Source organism: Nonomuraea sp. KM88, from assembly GCF_052245635.1.
Taxonomy (GTDB): Bacteria; Actinomycetota; Actinomycetes; order Streptosporangiales; family Streptosporangiaceae; genus Nonomuraea.
The window spans coordinates 1,049,609-1,068,684 of the sequence record NZ_JBQQCC010000001.1 but is presented as its reverse complement, the minus strand read 5'-3'; the positions used below and the strand labels follow the sequence as shown (position 1 = coordinate 1,068,684).

General features: G+C 73.0%; 18 protein-coding genes. All 18 read right to left on the bottom strand.

Features of this window, described 5'->3' with window-relative positions:
• Positions 1-6: 6 nt before the first annotated feature.
• A complete protein-coding gene (locus tag ACTWPV_RS04890; RefSeq protein ID WP_347642310.1) occupies positions 7-846 on the bottom strand; it encodes a carbohydrate ABC transporter permease in 840 nt (279 codons plus the stop codon).
• The gene (locus ACTWPV_RS04885; RefSeq protein ID WP_443150750.1) at positions 843-1,748 is read right to left on the bottom strand and encodes a carbohydrate ABC transporter permease; all 906 of its coding nucleotides are present in this window, start codon (positions 1,746-1,748) and stop codon (positions 843-845) included. Before ACTWPV_RS04885 ends, ACTWPV_RS04890 begins: the two co-directional genes overlap by 4 nt.
• Positions 1,749-2,039: 291 nt before the next feature.
• Entirely contained in the window at positions 2,040-5,024 is a 2,985-nt protein-coding gene (locus ACTWPV_RS04880) for an FtsX-like permease family protein (protein ID WP_443150749.1), read from the bottom strand.
• Entirely contained in the window at positions 5,021-5,923 is a 903-nt protein-coding gene (locus ACTWPV_RS04875; protein ID WP_347642307.1) for an ABC transporter ATP-binding protein, read from the bottom strand. Before ACTWPV_RS04875 ends, ACTWPV_RS04880 begins: the two co-directional genes overlap by 4 nt.
• Before the next feature lie 67 nt (positions 5,924-5,990).
• On the bottom strand, positions 5,991-6,650 hold the full coding sequence (locus ACTWPV_RS04870; protein WP_443150748.1) for an ABC transporter ATP-binding protein: 660 nt from the start codon (positions 6,648-6,650) through the stop codon (positions 5,991-5,993).
• Between the two features lie 151 nt (positions 6,651-6,801).
• A complete protein-coding gene (locus ACTWPV_RS04865) occupies positions 6,802-7,491 on the bottom strand; it encodes a hypothetical protein (protein WP_443150747.1) in 690 nt (229 codons plus the stop codon).
• 83 nt (positions 7,492-7,574) lie between these two features.
• Positions 7,575-8,618, bottom strand: a complete 1,044-nt coding sequence (locus ACTWPV_RS04860; RefSeq protein WP_443150746.1) for an FAD-dependent monooxygenase — start codon at positions 8,616-8,618, stop codon at positions 7,575-7,577.
• A gap of 38 nt (positions 8,619-8,656) precedes the next feature.
• The gene (locus ACTWPV_RS04855) at positions 8,657-9,961 is read right to left on the bottom strand and encodes an MFS transporter (protein WP_443150745.1); all 1,305 of its coding nucleotides are present in this window, start codon (positions 9,959-9,961) and stop codon (positions 8,657-8,659) included.
• Positions 9,962-9,991: 30 nt separating this feature from the next.
• On the bottom strand, positions 9,992-10,708 hold the full coding sequence (locus ACTWPV_RS04850) for a VOC family protein (protein WP_443150744.1): 717 nt from the start codon (positions 10,706-10,708) through the stop codon (positions 9,992-9,994).
• A gap of 261 nt (positions 10,709-10,969) precedes the next feature.
• On the bottom strand, positions 10,970-11,689 hold the full coding sequence (locus ACTWPV_RS04845) for a hypothetical protein (protein WP_443150743.1): 720 nt from the start codon (positions 11,687-11,689) through the stop codon (positions 10,970-10,972).
• Positions 11,690-11,853: 164 nt separating this feature from the next.
• Positions 11,854-12,279 carry a MarR family winged helix-turn-helix transcriptional regulator gene (locus ACTWPV_RS04840; RefSeq protein ID WP_347642300.1) on the bottom strand — a complete coding sequence of 142 codons (426 nt, stop codon included), beginning with the start codon at positions 12,277-12,279 and terminating at the stop codon, positions 11,854-11,856.
• A gap of 148 nt (positions 12,280-12,427) precedes the next feature.
• Positions 12,428-13,300 carry a carbohydrate deacetylase gene (locus tag ACTWPV_RS04835; RefSeq protein WP_443150742.1) on the bottom strand — a complete coding sequence of 291 codons (873 nt, stop codon included), beginning with the start codon at positions 13,298-13,300 and terminating at the stop codon, positions 12,428-12,430.
• Positions 13,297-14,739, bottom strand: a complete 1,443-nt coding sequence (locus tag ACTWPV_RS04830; RefSeq protein WP_443150741.1) for an MFS transporter — start codon at positions 14,737-14,739, stop codon at positions 13,297-13,299. Before ACTWPV_RS04830 ends, ACTWPV_RS04835 begins: the two co-directional genes overlap by 4 nt.
• Before the next feature lie 91 nt (positions 14,740-14,830).
• On the bottom strand, positions 14,831-15,718 hold the full coding sequence (locus tag ACTWPV_RS04825) for an amidohydrolase family protein (RefSeq protein WP_347642297.1): 888 nt from the start codon (positions 15,716-15,718) through the stop codon (positions 14,831-14,833).
• Entirely contained in the window at positions 15,715-16,917 is a 1,203-nt protein-coding gene (locus ACTWPV_RS04820) for a vWA domain-containing protein (RefSeq protein ID WP_443150740.1), read from the bottom strand. Before ACTWPV_RS04820 ends, ACTWPV_RS04825 begins: the two co-directional genes overlap by 4 nt.
• Positions 16,910-17,770 carry an AAA family ATPase gene (locus ACTWPV_RS04815; RefSeq protein WP_347642295.1) on the bottom strand — a complete coding sequence of 287 codons (861 nt, stop codon included), beginning with the start codon at positions 17,768-17,770 and terminating at the stop codon, positions 16,910-16,912. The genes ACTWPV_RS04820 and ACTWPV_RS04815 overlap by 8 nt, the downstream gene beginning before the upstream one ends.
• The gene (locus ACTWPV_RS04810; RefSeq protein ID WP_347642294.1) at positions 17,767-18,069 is read right to left on the bottom strand and encodes an EthD family reductase; all 303 of its coding nucleotides are present in this window, start codon (positions 18,067-18,069) and stop codon (positions 17,767-17,769) included. Before ACTWPV_RS04810 ends, ACTWPV_RS04815 begins: the two co-directional genes overlap by 4 nt.
• Entirely contained in the window at positions 18,063-19,076 is a 1,014-nt protein-coding gene (locus ACTWPV_RS04805) for a xanthine dehydrogenase family protein molybdopterin-binding subunit (protein ID WP_347642293.1), read from the bottom strand. Before ACTWPV_RS04805 ends, ACTWPV_RS04810 begins: the two co-directional genes overlap by 7 nt.

The window sequence follows — 19,076 nt, the reverse complement described above, 5'->3', positions numbered from 1 at the left end:
TCACGATTACTTCACCGCGCCTGCGGTGAGGCCGCGGATGATGAAGCGCTGCCCGAAGATCACGAGTACGAGGGTGGGCAGCAGCGCGAGGGTGACCCCGGCCAGGATGAGCGTCGGGCTGGACGATTCGGCGTCGTTCAACATGGAGACGCCGATCTGCAGCGTCTTGTACTGGTCGTCGTTGCCGAGGATCAACGGCCAGAAGTACTGGTTCCACGTGGTCATGAACACGTAGACGCCGACGGCGGCGATGGCCGGTTTCGACAGGGGAAGCAGGATCCGCCACAGGAACCGCAGGTGGCCGCATCCGTCCATCACGGCGGCGTCCCGCACCTCGATCGGGAACTGCAGGAACGACTGCCGCAGCAGGAACGTGCCGAAGGCGTGGGCGAGGAAGGGCAGCGTGAGCCCGAGGTAGGTGAGCGGCCCCTTGGTCAGCCCCAGGTCCGAGATCAGCAGGTAGTTGGGCAGGATGATCGCTTCCCACGGCACCATGAGCGTCACCATGAACAGCGCGAACATCGCCGTCTTGGCCCACATCCGCAGGAACGCGAACGCGTAGGCGGCCAGGACGCTCGACAGGAGCTGGCAGATGGTGACGATGCCGGTCTGGATCGCCGAGTTGAGGTACTGCCTGGCCAGCGGGATGGTGTCGAGCGCCGAGCCGTAGTTGCCGAGGTCGATCCCCGTCGGGAGCAGCTTCGGCGGATAGCTGGCCAGGTCGCTCGGCGTCATGATGCCGCCGATGAACGCGTAGTAGAGCGGGAAGACCACCGGGATCGCGCACACGATGAGCACGAGATAGACAACGATCTTGCTCGCGACCGAGGAGGAGGTGGTGCTCATCGGTAGTGGACTCTCCTTTCCAGCACACCGAACTGGATGCCGGTACACGCCAGGACGACCACCAGGAGCACGATCGCTGCGGCGCTGGCCGTGCCGAAGTCCGACGACCCGTAGCTGAAGGCCTTCTCGTAGATCCAGTAGACCAGCGTGGACGTCGCGCCGTCGGGTCCGCCCTTGGTGAGGATGTGGATCTGCCCGAAGCTCTGCAGCGCGTGGATCGTGGAGATCACGATGAGGAAGAAGAGCTGGGGGGAGAGCATGGGAACGGTGATCCGGCTGTGCAACCGCCATCCCGTCGCGCCGTCGAGCCTGGCCGCCTCCACCACCTCCGTGGGGATCGCGCCGACGCCCGCGGAGAGCACGAGGACGTTGTAGCCGAGCGTCATCCAGACCGTGGTGATCGAGATGGAGATCAGGGCCAGGTCCGGCTCGGTCAGCCAGCCGATCCGGTCGACGCCGACGTAGCTGAGGATGCCGTTGGCCATGCCCACGGCCGGGTTGTAGATGAGGGCGAAGATCACCGACGCGGTGGCCACGGAGAAGGCGAACGGCAGCGCGAACACCGTACGGAACATCCGCTGCCCGCTGATGCGCGACTCCAGCAGCAGGACGACCACGAGCGCGCCGACGATCGCCGGGACGACGGTGAAGAGGGCGAACAGCGCCGTGGTCCCCAGCGCCTTGTAGAAGGCCTGGTCGCTGAACATGCCCGCGAAGTTGTCGAGCCCGACGAACTTGTTGGCCCGCCCGATGATGTCCGTCCCCATCGTGGACAGGTAGAACGTCCTGCCCAGCGGATAGAAGACGAAGATGGTAAAAATGATCAGCGAGGGCGCCAGATAGAGCAACGACAACCGGCGCTCGCCCGTCGGTCCCCGTTGCCTGATGGTGCGAGCTTCCATCGTCGCGCAGTCTCACTTTCCGTCAACCTGGGAGGTTATCTTCGTGCTCGCTGGATTCTTCCTACTCAGGACCTGTTTCGGTAGTCCTGGGCACCGAAGCGCATGATGAACGTTCGCGGAACGTTATCCGCGGCGGCAGCCACCACCGTCGGGCGATACGGGTACGCTGGCGCGCGCGAGGCCGGGCCGGCGCGCCCTCACGCGTCGGCGGCGGGGGCAGCCGGGGTGCCGGCCCCTCGACCCTCGGGAACGCGGCCGAACTCGACGTCATGGAGCGGCGCGGGCCGGCCGTCAGGTGGGGGTCTCGCGCAGGCGCTCCACGCGGATGCCGCGCAGCAGCAGCTCCGACACGACCACCGCGGCCAGCAGGCTGATCAGGAGGGCGGCGCCGGCGACGAGGACGACGGGCACCGCCGCCACCTCGTGCGGCAGCGGCGGCGTGACGGGCGGCGAGGTGAACTGCGGGATCCTGCCGAGCGCCACCCGCGCCGCCACCAGCCCCGCCAGCAGCCCGGCCAGGGTGCCCGCCGCGATCGTGATCACCTGCTCCAGCAGGAGCGCCACCCGCAGCGCCGCCACCCTGGCACCGGACGCCTCCAGCGCGGCCAGCTCGTACCCGCGCCTCCTGGCCGACGTGTGGAGCGCGAGCACGGTGCGCCCGAGCGCCAGCGCCGCCGCCGCCAGCGCGGACGCCAGCAGCAGCAACAGCGCGAGCCCCGGCCCCTGCCCGGCGAACGACGCGGTCAGGTCGGCCACGTGCCGCCGCGACACCACCGACAACCCCTGCCGCTCCAGCTCGCGCTCCAGCGCCGCCGTGTCGGTCAGGCCGGTCCACACCTGGTACGCGGCCTTGTCGTGGACGCCGTACGCCATCCGGTCGGCCTGCTCCAGGTTCACCAGGACGCCCGCGTCGGTCAGGCCGGGCGCGGCGGCGGACGCCACGACGGTGCGCACCGGGCCTGCGTAGGCGTTGTCGAGCCCCGGCACCACCCGGGTGCCGATGTCCCCGACCGCGACCGCCGGCGGCCGCTCGTCGTACGTGGCGGGGCGCAGCGTCTGGTTGTCGACCATGGTGATCGCGAACGTGCCGTCGCGCCGGCCCGGGTCGGCGTCCCAGCGCGGCATGGCCAGGGAGCGCCAGCGGCCCTGATCGCGTACCGCCATCCCGGTGACGGTCACCCGTACGAACGCGGGGTCCTCGAACTGCTCGGGCGGGACCGGCTGCCCCCGGAAGGCGCGCAGCTCGCACCGGGCCTGCCGGCAGGCCGGCGGCAGGTTCCATTCGTGCACGCCGGAGCGTCCGGCGAGGTCGCCGAGCGGGAGCTGGGCGGGCCGCAGCTGACCGGGCACCCGGAACGTGACGAACAGCTTCATCGTCCAGCCCTCGGGCGGCCGGTCGTGTTTCACCTCGGCACGGAACCTGTCGCCGCGCACCCACACCCGCGGCTCGGACGGGGTCGGCAGCTTGGCGGCGGCCTGGGCCAGGTACGCGCCGGCCGCCAGGTCGGGCCGCCAGGCCGCGCCCACGGCGGCCAGCCGCTGCGGGTCCGTGGCGATCAGCTGCGGCGGTCCCGTCACCTTGATCACCGGCGCGGCGGTCCGGCCGCCGGGGTCGGCGGCGGCCACGGCGTCGATCAGCCTGCTCGGCTCGACCGGCCGGACCGTGATCGCGGTGGCCGCGCCGTTGTGGAAGCGCGCCGTCTCCGCGTAGTCGCCCGACGTGGCGCTCCACGCCGACACCGCGAACGTGGCCAGCCCGAACGCCGCTCCCAGCACGATCACGCTGCCCGCGGTCACCGGCCCTCTAGCCACCTGCCGCAGCGCCAGGAACGGCCCGAGCCCGCCGCGCCGCCTGGTGACCGGGAACAGCCGCCTGGTCAGCACCGGCAGCGCCCGGGCGGCCAGCAGCGCCACGCCCAGCGCGATCAGCCCGGGCACCGCCAGCGCGCCCGAACTGCTCCCCGACACGTCCGTGATCAGACCGGTGGCCAGCAGCTCGACCAGGCCCACCGCGGTGACCGCGAGGACCACGGCGTCCAGCACCCAGCCGCGGGCCGTACGGCGGGGCGTGTGCCGCCACTCCTCGGTGACCGGCCGCGCCGCCGTACGCCAGGCGGCCATCGCCGCCGCGAGCACGCCGCCCAGCATCGCCGCGACGCCGGCCAGCCCCGCTTCCGGCGGGAAGGTCACCGGGATGCCCGCGGGCAGCAGCGCGCCGATCATCACGCCCGCCGCGGCGTGCCCGGGCAGCAGCCCGAGCGGCACGGCGGCGGCGAGCAGCAGCAGCGGCTCGGCCAGCGCGAACAGCCACACCCGCGCTCGCCCGTGCCCGCGCAGCCGGGCCAGCGCGATCTCCGCGCCGCGCGCCCTGACCAGGTCGCCCACGGTCTGGAAGAGCAACATCCAGCCGAGCGCCACCACCTGCGCGATCACCAGGAGCGTCGGCACGCCCAGCGCGCCGGCGCCCGCGGTCACGGCCCTGACCGTGTCCGCCACCCGGGAGAACACGATGTCGCCCGAGGTCCGGCCCGTGGACTCGGCGGTGGCCTGCATCGCGGCGAGTTTCGCGAGGTCGGTCCCCTCCAGCCGGTCCGCGACGATGGAGACGACGGCGTAGTCGGTCCAGCCGCCCTCCTCCCCCTGCCCGCCGGAGACGTTGTACGTCTCCAGCCGGGTCTCCGGCACGGTGAACAGCGCGTCGGCCTTGTCCTGGCTCGGCTCCCCTGTCGGCGAGAACAACGTCCTGCCGAACCAGAACGGGTCGCCGGCCGGCCCCGGCCGGTAGATCCCGACCACGGTGAGCGACGCCGGCTTCCGCCCGGTGGGGGTGTACTCGACGTCCACCACGGCCGACAGCCTGATCTTCTCCCCCACCTTGAACCCCGACGCCTGGCTGGCCATCACCTCCTTGGCCGCGTCCGGGCAGCTGCCCTCGACCAGCGGCAGGTGCCGGCACTGCCCGTCCTGCCAGACCAGCGAGAACGCGCGCCGGTCACCCGGCCGGCCGCTGCTCGCCTCCATCCCGAGCACCGGCGGGCCGGTGAAGTCCGCGCCCGCGGTGAACGCCGCCACCTTGCCCTCGATGCCGCCCTGGGTGGTCGTGTACCGCCAGCCGCGCCCCTCCAGCGGCGCCGCCTTCACCGCGTCCCTGGCGATCGTCGTGCGGGCGGCCGCCGAGTAGATCGGCCCCACGGCCGCCGACGCGATCGGCACGATCGCGATCAGCAGGACGACCAGCGAGAGCGTACGGCGTTCCCAGAGGCCGCGCAGGATCACGGCTCCGCCCTCCTGAGCGCGATGCCGTCGTCGAGCGTCTCGATCCGCGCCATGGAACCGGGCGGCAGCAGGTGGTGGTATTCGGGCGGCACCTGAACGGCGCCCTCCCGGCCGACGACCACGAAGTCCTCGCCGCGCCTGCCCTCCGCGCCGACCCGGCCGTCCCTGATCGTCACCGTACGGCTCAGCGCCTCGCTCACCGCGGTGTCGTGCGTGACCACGACCGCGGTCGTGCCGTCGGCCGCGGCGACGTCCTTGATGAGCTCGATCACCCGCGTGCCCGACTCCTCGTCGAGCTGGCTGGTGGGCTCGTCGGCGAGCAGCAGCCTGGGCGCGTTGGCCAGCGCCACGGCGAGGGCGAGGCGCTGCTGCTCGCCGCCGGACATCCGCCCGGCCGGCCGGTTGCCCGCGTCCGCCAGGCCGACCCGGGCCAGCAGGTCGCGGGCACGCCGGCGGGCAGGGACGCGGGCCCCATGGCCGGCCCTATGACCGGCCCTATGACCGGCGCTGTGACCGGCGCTGTCGACGGCGCCGGCGCCGCGGCGGGCACGTCCGACGGCGCGCTGGGCGAAGGCGATGTTCTGGGCCGCGGAGAGGTAGCCGATGAGGTTGCGTGCGGGGTTCTGCACCATCATGCCGATGTGCGCCGCCCGCAACCGGTCGAGCCTGCGCTGGTCGAGCCGCCCCACGTCGGTGCCGTCCAGCCACAGGCGGCCCGCGCTCGGGCGCAGCAGCCCGGCCAGCAGCCACAGCAGCGTCGACTTGCCCGCGCCCGAGGGTCCGAGCAGCGCGACCGTCTCGCCCGCCTCGATCGTCAGGTCCACGTCGCGCAACGCGACGACCTCGACGTCCTGCGCCTTGTAGATCTGCACGATCCCGTCGCACCTGACGACGCTCATGTGCGGCCCTCCCGGGTGCCACGGTCGCGGCTCATGGACGGGCACGGCTCATGGGTGCCCGCCGCGCTCACAGGGCGCTCCTCGACTGCCGGTGGGCCCGGGCGCGCAGCTCGATCACCCGGTCGCAGCGCTCGGCCACCTCGGTGTCGTGCGTGGCGATCACCAGCGTGGTGCCGTCGTCCGTCGCCGCGAGCAGCTCGTCCAGCACGAGCGCGCGGTGCGTCTCGTCCTGCTCGGCCGTCGGCTCGTCGGCCAGCAGCACCTGGGGCCGCAACGCCAGCGCCCTGGCCACCGCGACGCGCTGCTGCTGCCCGCCGGACAGCTCCTCGACCAGGTGGTCGGCGAACTTCGACACCCGCAGCCGCTCCAGCGCCTCCGACGCCAGGCGTACCGCCTCGCGCGGCGTCCGCCCCGACGCCCTGAGCGCCACCTCGACGTTCTCGGCGGCGGTGAGCAGGCTGAGCAGCCCGTACGACTGGAACACCAGCGCCAGCCCGGCCCTCAGCTCCGGCTGCTCGTCGAGGGGCACGCCGCGCACCAGGACCCGGCCGGCGGCGGGCGGGAGCAGCCCGGCCAGCGTGGTCAGCAACGTGGTCTTGCCGGACCCCGACGGGCCCATCAGCGCCACGCGCTCGGCTCGGTCCAGTTCGAGGGTGAGGTCTTCGACGATCGTACGCCCGCCCGCCCGGCAGCTGAGAGCGCGGCAGGCGAGTGTCGGTCCAGGCACCACCCGCGGATCATCCTCCCGACCGGTGATCCACGTCAACGGCGGGGAGGACGCGACCGGGTTGCGAGTCGGCCACGCCGCCCGCCTCCACGCGCCGGGCCGTACGGCTCGGGTGGATCGGCCGGTGAGCCGGAAAGCTCTTCGAGCCCGCTCAGCGCCGCCAGACGACGGGCTTGTCGCGGTAGTCGTCGTCGTCGAACTTGGCGCCGGTGATCGCGATGCCGGTCCTGGCGCCGCCCAGCCTGCAGGACGTGAAGGTCGCTCCGGCCGTGGAGAAGTCCCTGGGCGCGCTCTCGCGCTCGCAGCCCGGCATGCCGCCGGTGACGATCGCGCCGGTGCCGCTGCCGTCCGCGGTCACCAGCGACAGGCTGGGGCCCGACGAGTAGGAGTGGTCGGTGCCGTCCACGTTCTCGACGGTGAAGCGGATGTAATAGGGCGTGATGCCCTTGGCCTGCTGGCCGCGTTCGCGTACGAGGTCGGCCGGGTCGCCCTTCTCCACGGCGGTCACGGTGACGCCGATCGTGCCCTTCCTGAACGGGACCACCGCGCGCTCGCCGAGCTTGAGCCGCGTGCCCGCCGCAGTGGTCTCCGTGGTGGTCTCCGCGCTCGTCCGCCCGGTCTCCTGCTCGGTGCTCTCCTGCTCCGTGGCTTCCTGGGGGGCCGGCTCGCTCTCCTCCGTCTCGGCGGGTGCCGCCGGCTCGCGCGCCGGAGCCTGCGCCTGTGCCCGGTTCTCGGCCGAAGGCTGGAGCGCGCCGCAGCCGGCGACCGTGAGGGCGGCGGCCATGCTCAGAACGCCTGCCAGCGCCCGTCGCAGGACCGCGGGGTCATGGGTGATGAACATGGCAAACGATCTTCACGCACCCGTGCGGCGGACGTCGATGGCACAGAGTCCACGATTGTTTAACCGAGCGTCCCCGACCGCTGTCAGGCGGGCAGCAGGCGCATCAGGAGGTCGCGCGCTCCCGTCAGGCGGCCGGCGACGGCCAGGCGGGTCATCCAGCGCGACGCGGTGACGATGCGCTGGGCGGCCGGGCGCCTCCGGGCGTCGTAGGAACGCAGTGCCCGCGCCACGTCGCCCGCGGACGCGTGCAGGCGGTCGGCGAGTTCGATCGCGTCGAGCAGCGCCTGGCAGGCCCCCTGTCCCAGGGCCGGCGCCATCGCGTGCGCCGCGTCGCCGATCAGCGCCACGTTTCCCTTCACGTACGACGCCGGCGGCGGCGCCAGTTCGTGGACCTCGTGCCGCAGCACGGCTCCGTCGTCCGCCTCCGCCAGCACGCGGGGAATGGGATCGTGCCAGTTCGCGAAGCGGGCACGCAGGTCGTCGAGGCTCTCGTCGTTCCCCTCAGGGACCCGTACGGCCGCGTACCAGTTGGTCACCCCCGGAGCCTGCGGCGTCATCCCGAACATCTGCCCGTGGCCCCAGGTCTCGCCGTAGTGCGGGGGTTGGTACCCTTCGATCACGCCGCGCCACGCGACGATGCCCGCGTAGCGCGGCCGGGTCTCATCGCCGAAGAACGCCTGGCGGACGGTGCTGCGCACCCCGTCGGCGCCGATCACCAGGTCGTGGCAGACACGCAGGGCGGAGGGGTCGGTGATCTCCACGCCTGTGCTGATCGTCGCGGGGTCCACCTGCCGCAGCAACATCTCGATCAGCGAGGCTCGTGACAACATCCGGACCGGTGTCCCCGCTCGCCGTTCGATGCGTTCCAGGGGCAGGCCGGCCAGGCGCCTGCCGTCAGGCCTGCGGACCTGGGCCTGCCGGTAGGGGACGGTGCGCTTGTGCAGGTCCGCTCCCAGCCCCAGGCTCGCCAGCCCGGCCTGGGCGTCCGGCTGGATGCCGAGCGCGGTCCCTTCGGCGACGACCTCGGGCCACCGCTCGTAGATGGAGACCTTCCAGCCGATCGCTCGCAGGGCGATCGCGGTCGTCAGCCCGCCGACGCCGGCGCCGACGATGACAGCTCGTTTCATTCGATCACAGTCCTACAGTCCTATGGTCGGACCCCGGCTCACGCGCCGGTGCTCCTGCTCTGCTCTTCCTCGGCCTGGGACGCCACGCGGCCGTCCGGGCGTGACATCCCGTTGGCCGCCGGCGGGATTCTTCTCTCCAGGGCGAGCGCCATGGCACAGAGCGCCAGGCACCCCACGACCATCAGGCCGACGTACGCTGCGGCCAGGTCGAGGCCCAGCAGCAGGCCGGCGAGCGCCGGCGCGGCCATCGCCCCGCCGTTGAACGCCGCCGCGTTGAGCGCGTTGTACCGGCCGCGGGCGTCGTCGGTGGCCAGGTCGTTGGTGACCGCCGGAACCGTGGGCTGCAGCAGGGTCTCGCCGAAGGCGAACACCGCCATGAAGGCCAGGAGCCCGGCGGTCGCGACCGCGCTGCCGAGCCCGGACCCCGCGGCGCCGAGCAGCAGCCACGCCCCGGCCCACGAACCCGCCATCACGATCATCACCCTGGTGCGGCGGCGGCCGCTGATCCGCGCGAGCACCGGCAGCTGCAGGACGACGATCATCGCGGTGTTGACCGCGTACGCGACGCCGATGGCGCTGGTGGAGACGCCGGCGACCTCCCGCGCGAAGCTGGGCACGCCGGCCTGGAACTGGCCGTACCCCACGAGGACCCCGGTGAAGGTGAGCGCGGCGAGCCAGCGCACCGGCGGCCGCCTGAGGATGGCGCGGTAGCCGGGCGCCGCCGCACGCGGTCCCGGGTCGCTCCGGTCGGGCCCGCGCACGTTCCTGAGCGGTCCCAGCAGCACCACGATCGGCACCAGGGCGGCGGCGGCCTCGGCGAGATAGATCGTGGTGAACGTGGCCGGGACGTCCACGTCGACGAACAGCCCGCCGACGACGCCTCCCACGCCGATGCCGGCGTTCATGAGCGCGAAGTGCACGCCGAAGAACCGTTGCCGCACGTCTCCGTCGACGACCGCCGCGATCAGCGTGTTGAAGGCGGGAAGCGCCGCACCGAAGTTGAGCCCGATCAGGACGAGCGCGACGGCCGCTGTCCAGGGCCCGGTGGCGAACGCGAGCAGCACGCTGCCGGCCGTCATGGCGCCCTGCCCGCCGATCAGGACGGCGCGGGTGCCGTACCGGTCCACGAGCGAGCCGCTCGGGACGGTGACGACGAATCCGGCGATCGCGACCAGCGACATCAGCGCTCCGGCGACGCCGAGGTCAAACCCGCGGACCTCGCGCAGGTAGATGATCGTGAAGGGGAGCGTGAGGCCGCGCCCGAGCGTCTGCACGGCGATGATCGCGAGCAGCCACCGCCCCTCGATCGGCAGCCCTCGCCAGAACGTGCGCAGCCAGGCCACGCGGCATCACCTTTCCCGGCCCGCTTGCCGTCAGCTCGCGCGGGCGGCGAACTCGGCGAGGCCGGCCGCTCCCGAGGCGGCGCGGACGGCGATCTCCTCCCCGTCCTCGGTGCGCAGGCCCACGCCGTGCAGGCCGGGACCGCCCGAGACGAACCGCAGCGGCAGCGCGTCGAAGGTCTCCTTGCCCACGTGCTCCTCGACCTCGGCGGGATCGTTGCCGATCTCGAGCCAGGCGACCGCGACCAGGGGACGCTCGTGCGTCATCGGCGCCCTGCGCGCCGGGTGCCCGCTCATGTCCTCGTGGTAGTACCAGTTCGGCAGCCCGCGCGCCCAGGTCATCCCGGCGTCGCCGGGCGCCATGACCGTCGTCGCGGACGATCCGTCGGGGTGCTGGGCGCCCTGGGAGGTCACCACTTCCCCGCCGAGGCGGCGTGCCACCTCCTCGAGGTCGGCGTAGCTGCGCGCCCGCAGGTTCCACGTCATCCAGTGGTCGGCCTGCCGGGTGGTCTGCTCGAACCAGGTGCGGAACGCGCCGACCCCCGGGGGCAGCTCGGCGTAGTGGTCGATGACCGACTCGACGTTGATGAAGGCGTCGCCGGGCAGCGGGATGACCCGGTGAGCGGTGGGCATGACCTGCAGCCACCCTCCCTCGTGGCTGCGCAGCCCGGTTTCGCGGCGCAGCCGCTCCGCGCTCTCGTAAAGGTGACGTACGCCGAGGGTGACGTGGTCGAGATCGTACACAGGCATGTGGGGCCTCCAGGCGGTCCGATGACACCAAAAGCAAATCAGGTTTGAAAGCAAACCTAATGCCCTCGCCGGCACGCCGTCAACGCGCTCACAGGTTTCGCGGAATTCGCCGGCGGATCGCATGCCGATCGGAACACGGTCCCCATTTTCCGGAAGAGCGTTCCGTTTCAGTCGCTGACGCTGTTCGGGGGCGGAGCACGGCCTCCGCCCGAAGGGATCCGCCGGCACGGCTCCGGCCTCCGCCGTCGCCGGCGCGCCGGGCTATTCTCCGCCGTCGCCGTCGCCGTCGCCGTCGGAGCCGCCGGGCCAGCCCGAATGGCGCTCGGCGTCCCCGCCGCTGTCCGGCCAGCCGTCCTGTCCCTCATCCGGCCAGCCGTCCTGTCCCTCATCCGGCCAGCCGTTCTCGAACGTGTAGCGCGTCTCCTCCGTCACGGCCAGATCGCCGTTCCGCGCCGCGAACGCCCAGACCACGCCTCCGTGGCGCGGGCGCAGCCGCGCCGGGCCGCGTACCGAGGGGCCGTCGAACAGATCGACCTGCACCGAGCCCGCCGGCAACATCGCCGCGTCGTCGGCTCGCGCGAACGCCAGACGGATGTACTGCGCGCGCCCGTCCACCCGGGCGACGACGGTACGCACCGGGTAGCCCGCCACCGTCCGGCCACGTCGCAGCGCCACACCGGTGAGACCCCGCACCGCCTCCCCGCGGCTCGCGCGCTGCCACGCCCGCCGCATCCTCAGCCTGACGGAGGCCTCGCGCACGCCCGAGGTCCCCGTGATGGCGGCGAGCACCGCCGGGAAGAGGATGAAGACCACCGAGTCGGGCGTGAGGGACCCGTCGCCCTGCCCCGACACCATCATGGTCACGAAGTACACCAGCAGTCCCGTGGCGACGGCCGCGACGCCGAGTGCCGAGGTGGGATCGGGCGCCCCGCGCATGCCGGCACGGCGTGCCGCCCGGAACGCCCTGCTGTCCTCCCGCACGCCGGTCATGCCGAGCCGGCGGCCGGCAGACGAAGTGTCATATGGATCACGAGACATTAGATGCCGGTTCGATGGGCTCGGTTCTCGGCCTCCGGCGCCGCGCCCTTGCCGGCTCTTTGGCCCGGCTTCCTGCGGTGGTGAGGGCCGGGTCCTGCGGACGCCGGTCAGTCGGGCTGGCGGGTGCGCTTCATCGTCTCGCGCTCGTAGGTGAGCAGCGCGTCGATGACCAGCTGCCGCTCCGAGGGAGCCAGGGGCTCCAGCGCGGTCCGCCACGCGTCCGCACCCGCGGCCAGCCAGCCCTCGATCGCCCCGCGGTGCTCGTCGGTGATGCTGACGATGGTCCGCCGCCGGTCGCGCTCGTCCTCGTGCCGGGCGAGGATGCCCTTGCGGCTCAGGTCGCCGACCATGAGGCTGACCGTCGTCGAGGCGACCTCCAGCCCTTCCGCCAGCGTCTTGACCGTGGCCGGGCCGTCGTGCAGCAGGAGAGCCAGCAGCGACAGGTGGCGCGGCGTGAGCGCGAAGTCCTGCAGCTGCTCGGGAACCGGCATGCGCTTGGACCGCGCGATGAGCCGCGGCATCAGCAGGATCATCTCTCGCACACCTTGATCGACGGTCGGGCCGTCCGTGGGCATCGAGTGGTCCCTCTGACTCGCTGGCGGATGTGTCGTGGCTGCTCGGGCACCAAGTATCACGGAGGACGCGGCCCGTTGTCCAACGATCTCCATGGCCGCGTGCCCCTCAGTCCCACCAGCCTCCGGCGAGCTCGACGCCCTCCTTCTCGAGCGCGTCGTGCCAGACGGGGTCACGCAGCAACCGCGCCTCCCAGGCGCGCACGACGCCGTCGGGTCTCGTGACCGCGTCCTCGCGCGACGGGTGCAGGAACAGCTCGCTCGTGCCCTCGGGGAGCGCGGCGAGCCGGCGGAGGTAGTCGTCGCGGAGCCGCTCGTAGGCGCCGAGCTCGTGCGCCGTGCGCCGGTTGGTGGCGATGGTCTGCGGGATGGCCACGCCGAGCGCGTCGGCGAGGGCGACGGCGCGCTCGTGCGCCTGCGCGAGCTGCGGCGGGAGCCGCCCTCCGATGTACGGCTCGGGGTCGCGCGGCAGCCGGAAGGCGAGGCCGTGGCGCGCGCACCACTCGAGCGTCTCGGCGAGCCACGACCGGCCGTGCAGGCCGTAGAGGGTGCCGGCGTGGGAGTCTGCCGCCTCGGGCGCCAGGCTCCGGCCGCGCATCCAGTGCAGCTGCGCGTCCGCCTCCGCCATGACGTCGCGCGCCTCGCCTCGGGCTCCGAGCACGAACGGATCGTCATGGAGGGTCCCGTCGGAGCCGACCAGGCCGGCCGCGCCGTGGGCGACGGGACCGTCAGCACCGACCAGGCCGGCCGCGCCGTTGAGCGGCCGCCAGCGCGGGAGCCCGCGCTCGCTCGTGAGGGTCACGTGCAGCCGGGGCACGACGCCGAGCTCCTCGACCCTGGCCGCGGCCTGCTCGGAGGCCGGCGAGACGCAGATGAGCGTCGTGGCGGTGACGTGGCCCTCGGCCAGCAGCGCGACGATGACCTCCGTCGTGCCCTGCTCCCTGCCGAGGTCGTCGGCGGTGATCACGACGCGTCGGGTCATCGGGGACGCTCCGGGGCCGGCTCGTCCGCGTGGCCGGCAGGCCGCCCCGCCGGCCTGGCCGGCTGGCCCGGCTGGCCCGGCGGCCCGGTGGGCGGTGGCCCGGCCGGCTCGGCTGCTTCGGGCGGTGTCTCGGCCGGGACGGAGACGAGTCGCGCCGCGACCGCGCCGATCGCCGTCAGCACGAACGGATAGACGCACAGGTACATCCGGAACGCGAGGCCCGGGTCGGCGCCGGGGTCGTCACCCGAGTTGTAGCCGAAGAACACCCCCAGCGAGGTGAGCGCGAGCCCGGTCACGATCCCGTTGAGCCGGCCGAAGAAGCCGAACGCGGACAGGAAGAGCCCTTCGCGGTGCTCCCCGTTGCGCGCCGCGTCGGCGTCCAGCACGCGCGCGACGATGAGGTCGTTCGTCGCGAGCATGCCCGACCAGCCGGCCCCGACGAGCACGCCCGCGGCGATCGCGGTGACGAGGCCGGTGGCCAGGAACAGGGCGGCGAAGCCGGCCGCGAGGACCGCGAAGGCCAGCCGCCAGGCCCACAGGGCGCCGCGGCGCGCGACGACGCGCGTCCACACGACGAGGCCGCCCGCCGAGATGAGGATGACGATGCCCTGCAGATAGAGCGCGTTGCCGACAGGGAGCCCGAGCGAGTAGCGGACGTACAGCTGGATGCCCGACAGCACCAGCGCCATGGCCATCCCGTAGCAGGCGCCGGTGAGCCCGACCGTCCAGAACATCGGGTTGCGCACGATCGACCACACGCTGGGCAGCAGCCGCGGCCGCTCGCGCGTGGAGTAGCGGGGACGCTCGCGGGCGCCGAGCGCCATGAACACGATCACGACGAGCGCGATCGCACCGTAGATGACGGCGGTGATCTGGAAGCCCCGGGTGGACTCCTCGGTGCCGAAGACGCTCGTCGTGAGCAGCGGGGTGACCGCGAGCGAGATCACCAGCGCCACGAGCTGGAAACCCTGGCGCAGGCTGTTGGCGACGGCGCGGTCGCGCTCGCGCGGATAGAGCTCGGGGAGCAGCGCGCCGTAGTTCGCGTTGAGCATCGAGTCGAAAGCCTCACACAGGATCGCGAACACCGCGAACCAGAGCACGAGGCCGATGCCCCGCAGGGAGTCGGGCGCGGAGAAGAACGCGATCATGCAGGCGGCGAGCATCGGCGCGCCGGCGAGCAGCCAGGGCCGGCGCCTGCCGAACCGGCTCCTGGTGCGGTCGGAGAGGTGGCCGAGCAGCGGGTTGTCGAGCGCGTCGATGACCGCGTAGATCACCATGACCACGCCGTACGCGCGCACGTCGAGCCCGAGGATGTCGACGTAGAAGAGGATCGTCGATCCCTTGATCATGTTGATCGGGATGGACGTGCCGAACATCCCGATGGCGTAGCGCCACGCGGGAGTCCGCCCCTGGGCGGCGCCCTCACCGGGCTGGGACACACGATCACCTTCCTTGCTGAGCCGACGATGCAGACAACCGGCACAGGATGTCAATGGTGGGATCGTGGCGCTCGCGACGCCCCTGCCGGGGTCAGAGGCCGTAGACGCGGGTGGCCGTCGCCGCGAAGACGTCGCGGATCTCCCCGGCGGATCGCCCGGCGAGCGCGTCCTGCCAGGTGGACAGCAGCGTGGGCAGGTCGGTCCAGAGCTTCTCGACGGGGAAGTTGCTGCCCCACATGCAGCGGCCGGAGCCGAACAGGTCCAGGCACGTGGCCGCCACCCGCTCGATGAGCGGCCGGTCCACGCGGTGCACGAAGGTGCCCTGGCCGGTGAGCTTCACCACGACGTTGGGCTGTTCGGCGAGGAGCCTCATGCCCCGCGTCCACCGCGCGACGGCGGGCGGGGCGGAGTCCACCGGCATCCCGGCGTGGACGAGCACGAACGTCAGCTGCGGGAGGCCGGCCACCAGCTCGGCGGCGTCGTCCATCTGGGCCGGGAACACCTGGAGCTCGAACAGCCAGCCGAGGTCGGCGACCACGGCGAGGTTGCGCCGGAAGACGGGGTCCCGCATGCGGTCGGGGGCGGCGGCGAAACGGAACTCGGGCCGCTCGTGCCAGTGCAGTTGCAGCCGGGTGCCGCGGACGAGCGGGGTGAGGGCGGCCTGGCGGCGCAGCACGTCGGGGGCGTCGTCGGCGAAGAGGTCGGCGCAGCCCACCACGGCGGTGGGCCAGCCGGTCTCGGCATGGACGTCCCGCAGCCAGCGCACCTCGTCCACGGAGCGGTCGAGCGGCCAGTTGGCCTGGACGTAGACCGCCGAGGAGATGCCGCAGGGGGCCGCCTCCGCGACGTACTCGGAGACGAGGTAGTCGCGGCGGATCGGCTCGTACGGGCCGAAGATGCGCGGGACCATCTCCCCTTGCAGCCAGGGCAGGTCGGCGGCGCGCCAGATGTGGTGGTGCGAGTCGACGATCCCGGTCATCGCGGTGCTCCCGAGGGGGTCGTGGGCCAGTGGCGCGCCGCGGTGTGGCGGCGGCCGGACAGGACGGCGGGCAGGCGGCGCACCTCGTCCAGCGCGGTGGCCAGGTCGCGGACGCCGCCGAGGTGATCGAGGCTCGGGAGCTGGGCGGACATGGCGCGCGTGGCGGGGCGGTAGGCGGGCGAGCAGGCCAGCGGGGACCACCAGACGAGCCGGTGGCCGAGCCGCGACAGCCGGGCGGTGGCGCGGACCATGGGGGCGGGGTCGCCGCGTTCGAGCCCGTCGGACAGGACGATCACGAGCGCGCCGCGGGCGAGCGCGGCGAAGCGCGGGTTGGCCAGGAAACGTTCCAGCGACGCGCCGATGGCCGTGCCTCCGTCGGCGTCCGTGACCAGCGCCGACACCGACGCCAGCGCCTGGCCGGCGTGCGGGTGCGCCAGCGCGGCGGTGACCCGGGTGAGCCGGGTGCCGAAGGTGAACACCTCGGTGCGGGCCGGCGCGGCGCGCAGCGCGGTGTGCGCCACCCGCAGGAGGTCCGGGGTGTGCTGCCGCAGCGAGCCCGAGACGTCGACCAGGATCAGCAGGCGGCGGGGGCGGGGCGGGCGGACGAGGTGGCGCAGCTCGATGATCTCCCCGTCGTGGCGGTGGGCGCGCCGCCACGCGTGCCGCACGTCCAGCCGGTCGCCCGACCCGCCCGACCGGGCCGGGCGGCGGCGCCGTGACGCGGTGGCGGGCAGCGCGGCGGGCCAGGCGGCTTCGAGGGCGCGCATGAGCGTGCCCTCGCGGGTCCGGCCGAAGTCCCGCGTGCCGTAGGTGCTCAGGGTGCTGGCCTCGGTGCCGTCACCCGGCCGGGCCTCGCCGGCCGGCGAATCGTCCTCGCCGGGACCGCCGGGGGACGGTACGCCGTCGTCCCTCGGGACCGGCGGGTCACCGGGGGCGCCGTGCCGGAACCAGGCGCCGAAGACGCGGTCGAAGGCGGGCAGGTCGGCCACGTCCTGGAGCAGGGTGACCCGGGCGGACCAGTACAGCGCGGTCATGCCGGACGGCGGGGACTCCGCGATCACCCGCAGCAGGTCGGCCCGCTTGGCCGGCGCGGTGCGGAGCCCGGCCTCGCGCAGCGCGGCCAGGAACCCCCACAGGTGATCCGCGGCGAGCCCGGCCGGATCGGCCCCCGGCCAGCCACTCGGGCGGGCGTCAGGCATCGCTGAACACGTCCTCGGCGTGGCCGAGGAGGAGCCGGGTGTCCTCCTCGTCCTTGATCAGCAGGCCGAGGGCCCGGCGCAGGGCCAGGGGCCACGGTTCGCCGCCCTCCGCCAGCGCCAGGGCGCCGCGGGCCCACTCCACCGACTCGGCGATGCCGGGCCGCTTGAGCAGCGGCAGCCCACGTACGCGCTGGACCGCCCGGACGAGCCCGTCGGCCGCGCGCTCCTCCAGCCCGGGCACGGACGCGCGGAGGATCGCCCGCTCGCGTCCCGGTTCGGGGAAGGCGATCCAGTGGTAGAGGCAGCGCCGCTTGAGCGCGTCGTGCAGCTCGCGCGTCCGGTTGGAGGTCAGCACCACGATCGGCGGCGTGCTCGCCCGCACGGTGCCGAGCTCCGGGATCGTGATCTGGTGGTCGCCGAGGAACTCCAGCAGGAACGCCTCGAACTCGCTGTCGGCCCGGTCGATCTCGTCGATCAGCAGCACCGCGCCCCGCTCGGCCTGTACGGCGCGCAGCAGCGGGCGGCGCAGCAGGAACTCCTCTCGGTACAGGTCGCCGACGTCCTGGCCGCGGCTCTCGGCCACCCGGACGTGGAGGAGCTGCTTGGGGTGGTCCCACTCGTAGAGGGCCTGGCCGGAGTCCAGCCCTTCGAAGCACTGCAGGCGGATCAGCTCCAGGCCGGTGATCCGCGACAGCACCGAGGCCACCTCGGTCTTCCCGACGCCCGGCTCGCCCTCCAGCAGCAGCGGCCGTCTCAGGCGCAGCGCCAGGTGGATGGCCGTGGACAGCCCTTCGTCCGCGAAATAGCCCTCCCTCTCGAGCGCCGCGGCCAGCTCGCCGGGGCCGGGGGTCACAGCTGCGCGTGCTCGGTGGTCAGCAGGTGGATGCGCGAGGAGGTGTGCGCGGACGCGTCGGCCGCCGCCGCCTTGCCGTGCTCGGAGCCGAACGCGGCGGCACGGGCGTCCTCGTCGTCGAAGTACAGCTCGTGCACCGAGTCGTACGCCGCGCCGTCGCCGTTGACGACGTTGACCGTGTACTTGCGCAGGCCGGGCAACTTCCTGGCGAACTCGACGTGTTCCTCCAAGGCCCACGTGGCGTAGTCGTCACGGGACAGGCCCTCGGCGCGCTTGAGCAGCGACATGACCTTCAGCATGGTTCCTCCGTCCTCAAGGCGTCCAGCCCTCGCAGGACGCGTTCCGGGGTGAACGGCATCGCCGTCAGGCGCACGCCGCAGGCATCGAAGATCGCGTTGGCGATGGCCGGGATCGGGGCGTTGGCCGTCATCTCGCCGATCCCCTTCGCTCCGTACGGCCCGTTCGCGGCCGGGCGTTCCAGGAGCAGGCTGTGCTGGACCGGGAGGTCGGCGGGCCCCGGCATCAGGTAGGAGGCGAAGTCGCGCGGACCGTGGTCGCGGAGCGGGTAGTACGGCTCGGTGGTCTCGAACAGGGCGTGCGACACGCCCATCCACGCCCCGCCCTCCACCTGCTGCGTCGCCATGGCCGGGTTGAGCGCCCTGCCCACCTCGTAGGTGTTGAACAGCTCCAGCACCTCGACCATCCCGGTCTCGTCGTCGACCTCGACGACGGCGACCGTGCACGCGTGCGCCTGGCAGGAGTCGGGGTCCATCTCCCCCGTCTCGGGGACGGGCGCGCTCGGCTCCTTGAGGTAGACGCCGCGGCCGGAGATCGTCCGCCCGTGCCTGAAGTGCGCGGCCATGGCCAGGTCGGTGACGTGGATGCGCTTGTCCTGCGCGCCCTTGACCATGACGAAGCCGCTGCCGTCGGTCTCCAGGTCCGCGGCGTCGACCTCCAGCTCCTCGGCGGCCACCTCCAGCATCACGCCGCGCGCCTCGGCCGCGGCCATGATGACGGCGTTGCCGACGCGGTGGCTGCCGCGGCTGGCGAAGGTGCCCATGCAGTGCGGGCCGGTGTCGGTGTCGGCGGTGTCGACGAGCACGTTCCCGATCGGCAGGCCGAGCGTCTCCGCGGCGCACTGGGCGGCGATCGTCTTGATGCCCTGGCCCAGGTCGACCGAGGAGAGCGAGACCACGAACGTGCCGGTGGTCGTGGCGTGGACCAGCGCCTGCGAGGGGTCGCCGCCCAGGTTCATGCCGGTGGGGTAGTTCACCGACGCGTACCCCCTGCCGCGCAGCTTCGCCAT

Bases quoted from the DNA above. Each gene is read 5' to 3' on its own strand.
- ACTWPV_RS04890 (WP_347642310.1), bottom strand. From the start codon at position 846: ATGAGCACCACCTCCTCCTCGGTCGCGAGCAAGATCGTTGTCTATCTC.
- ACTWPV_RS04885 (WP_443150750.1), bottom strand. From the start codon at position 1,748: ATGGAAGCTCGCACCATCAGGCAACGGGGACCGACGGGCGAGCGCCGG.
- ACTWPV_RS04875 (WP_347642307.1), bottom strand. From the start codon at position 5,923: ATGAGCGTCGTCAGGTGCGACGGGATCGTGCAGATCTACAAGGCGCAG.
- ACTWPV_RS04865 (WP_443150747.1), bottom strand. From the start codon at position 7,491: ATGTTCATCACCCATGACCCCGCGGTCCTGCGACGGGCGCTGGCAGGC.
- ACTWPV_RS04860 (WP_443150746.1), bottom strand. From the start codon at position 8,618: ATGAAACGAGCTGTCATCGTCGGCGCCGGCGTCGGCGGGCTGACGACC.
- ACTWPV_RS04850 (WP_443150744.1), bottom strand. From the start codon at position 10,708: ATGCCTGTGTACGATCTCGACCACGTCACCCTCGGCGTACGTCACCTT.
- ACTWPV_RS04840 (WP_347642300.1), bottom strand. From the start codon at position 12,279: ATGATCCTGCTGATGCCGCGGCTCATCGCGCGGTCCAAGCGCATGCCG.
- ACTWPV_RS04835 (WP_443150742.1), bottom strand. From the start codon at position 13,300: ATGACCCGACGCGTCGTGATCACCGCCGACGACCTCGGCAGGGAGCAG.
- ACTWPV_RS04825 (WP_347642297.1), bottom strand. From the start codon at position 15,718: ATGACCGGGATCGTCGACTCGCACCACCACATCTGGCGCGCCGCCGAC.
- ACTWPV_RS04820 (WP_443150740.1), bottom strand. From the start codon at position 16,917: ATGCCTGACGCCCGCCCGAGTGGCTGGCCGGGGGCCGATCCGGCCGGG.
- ACTWPV_RS04810 (WP_347642294.1), bottom strand. From the start codon at position 18,069: ATGCTGAAGGTCATGTCGCTGCTCAAGCGCGCCGAGGGCCTGTCCCGT.
- ACTWPV_RS04805 (WP_347642293.1), bottom strand. From the start codon at position 19,076: ATGGCGAAGCTGCGCGGCAGGGGGTACGCGTCGGTGAACTACCCCACC.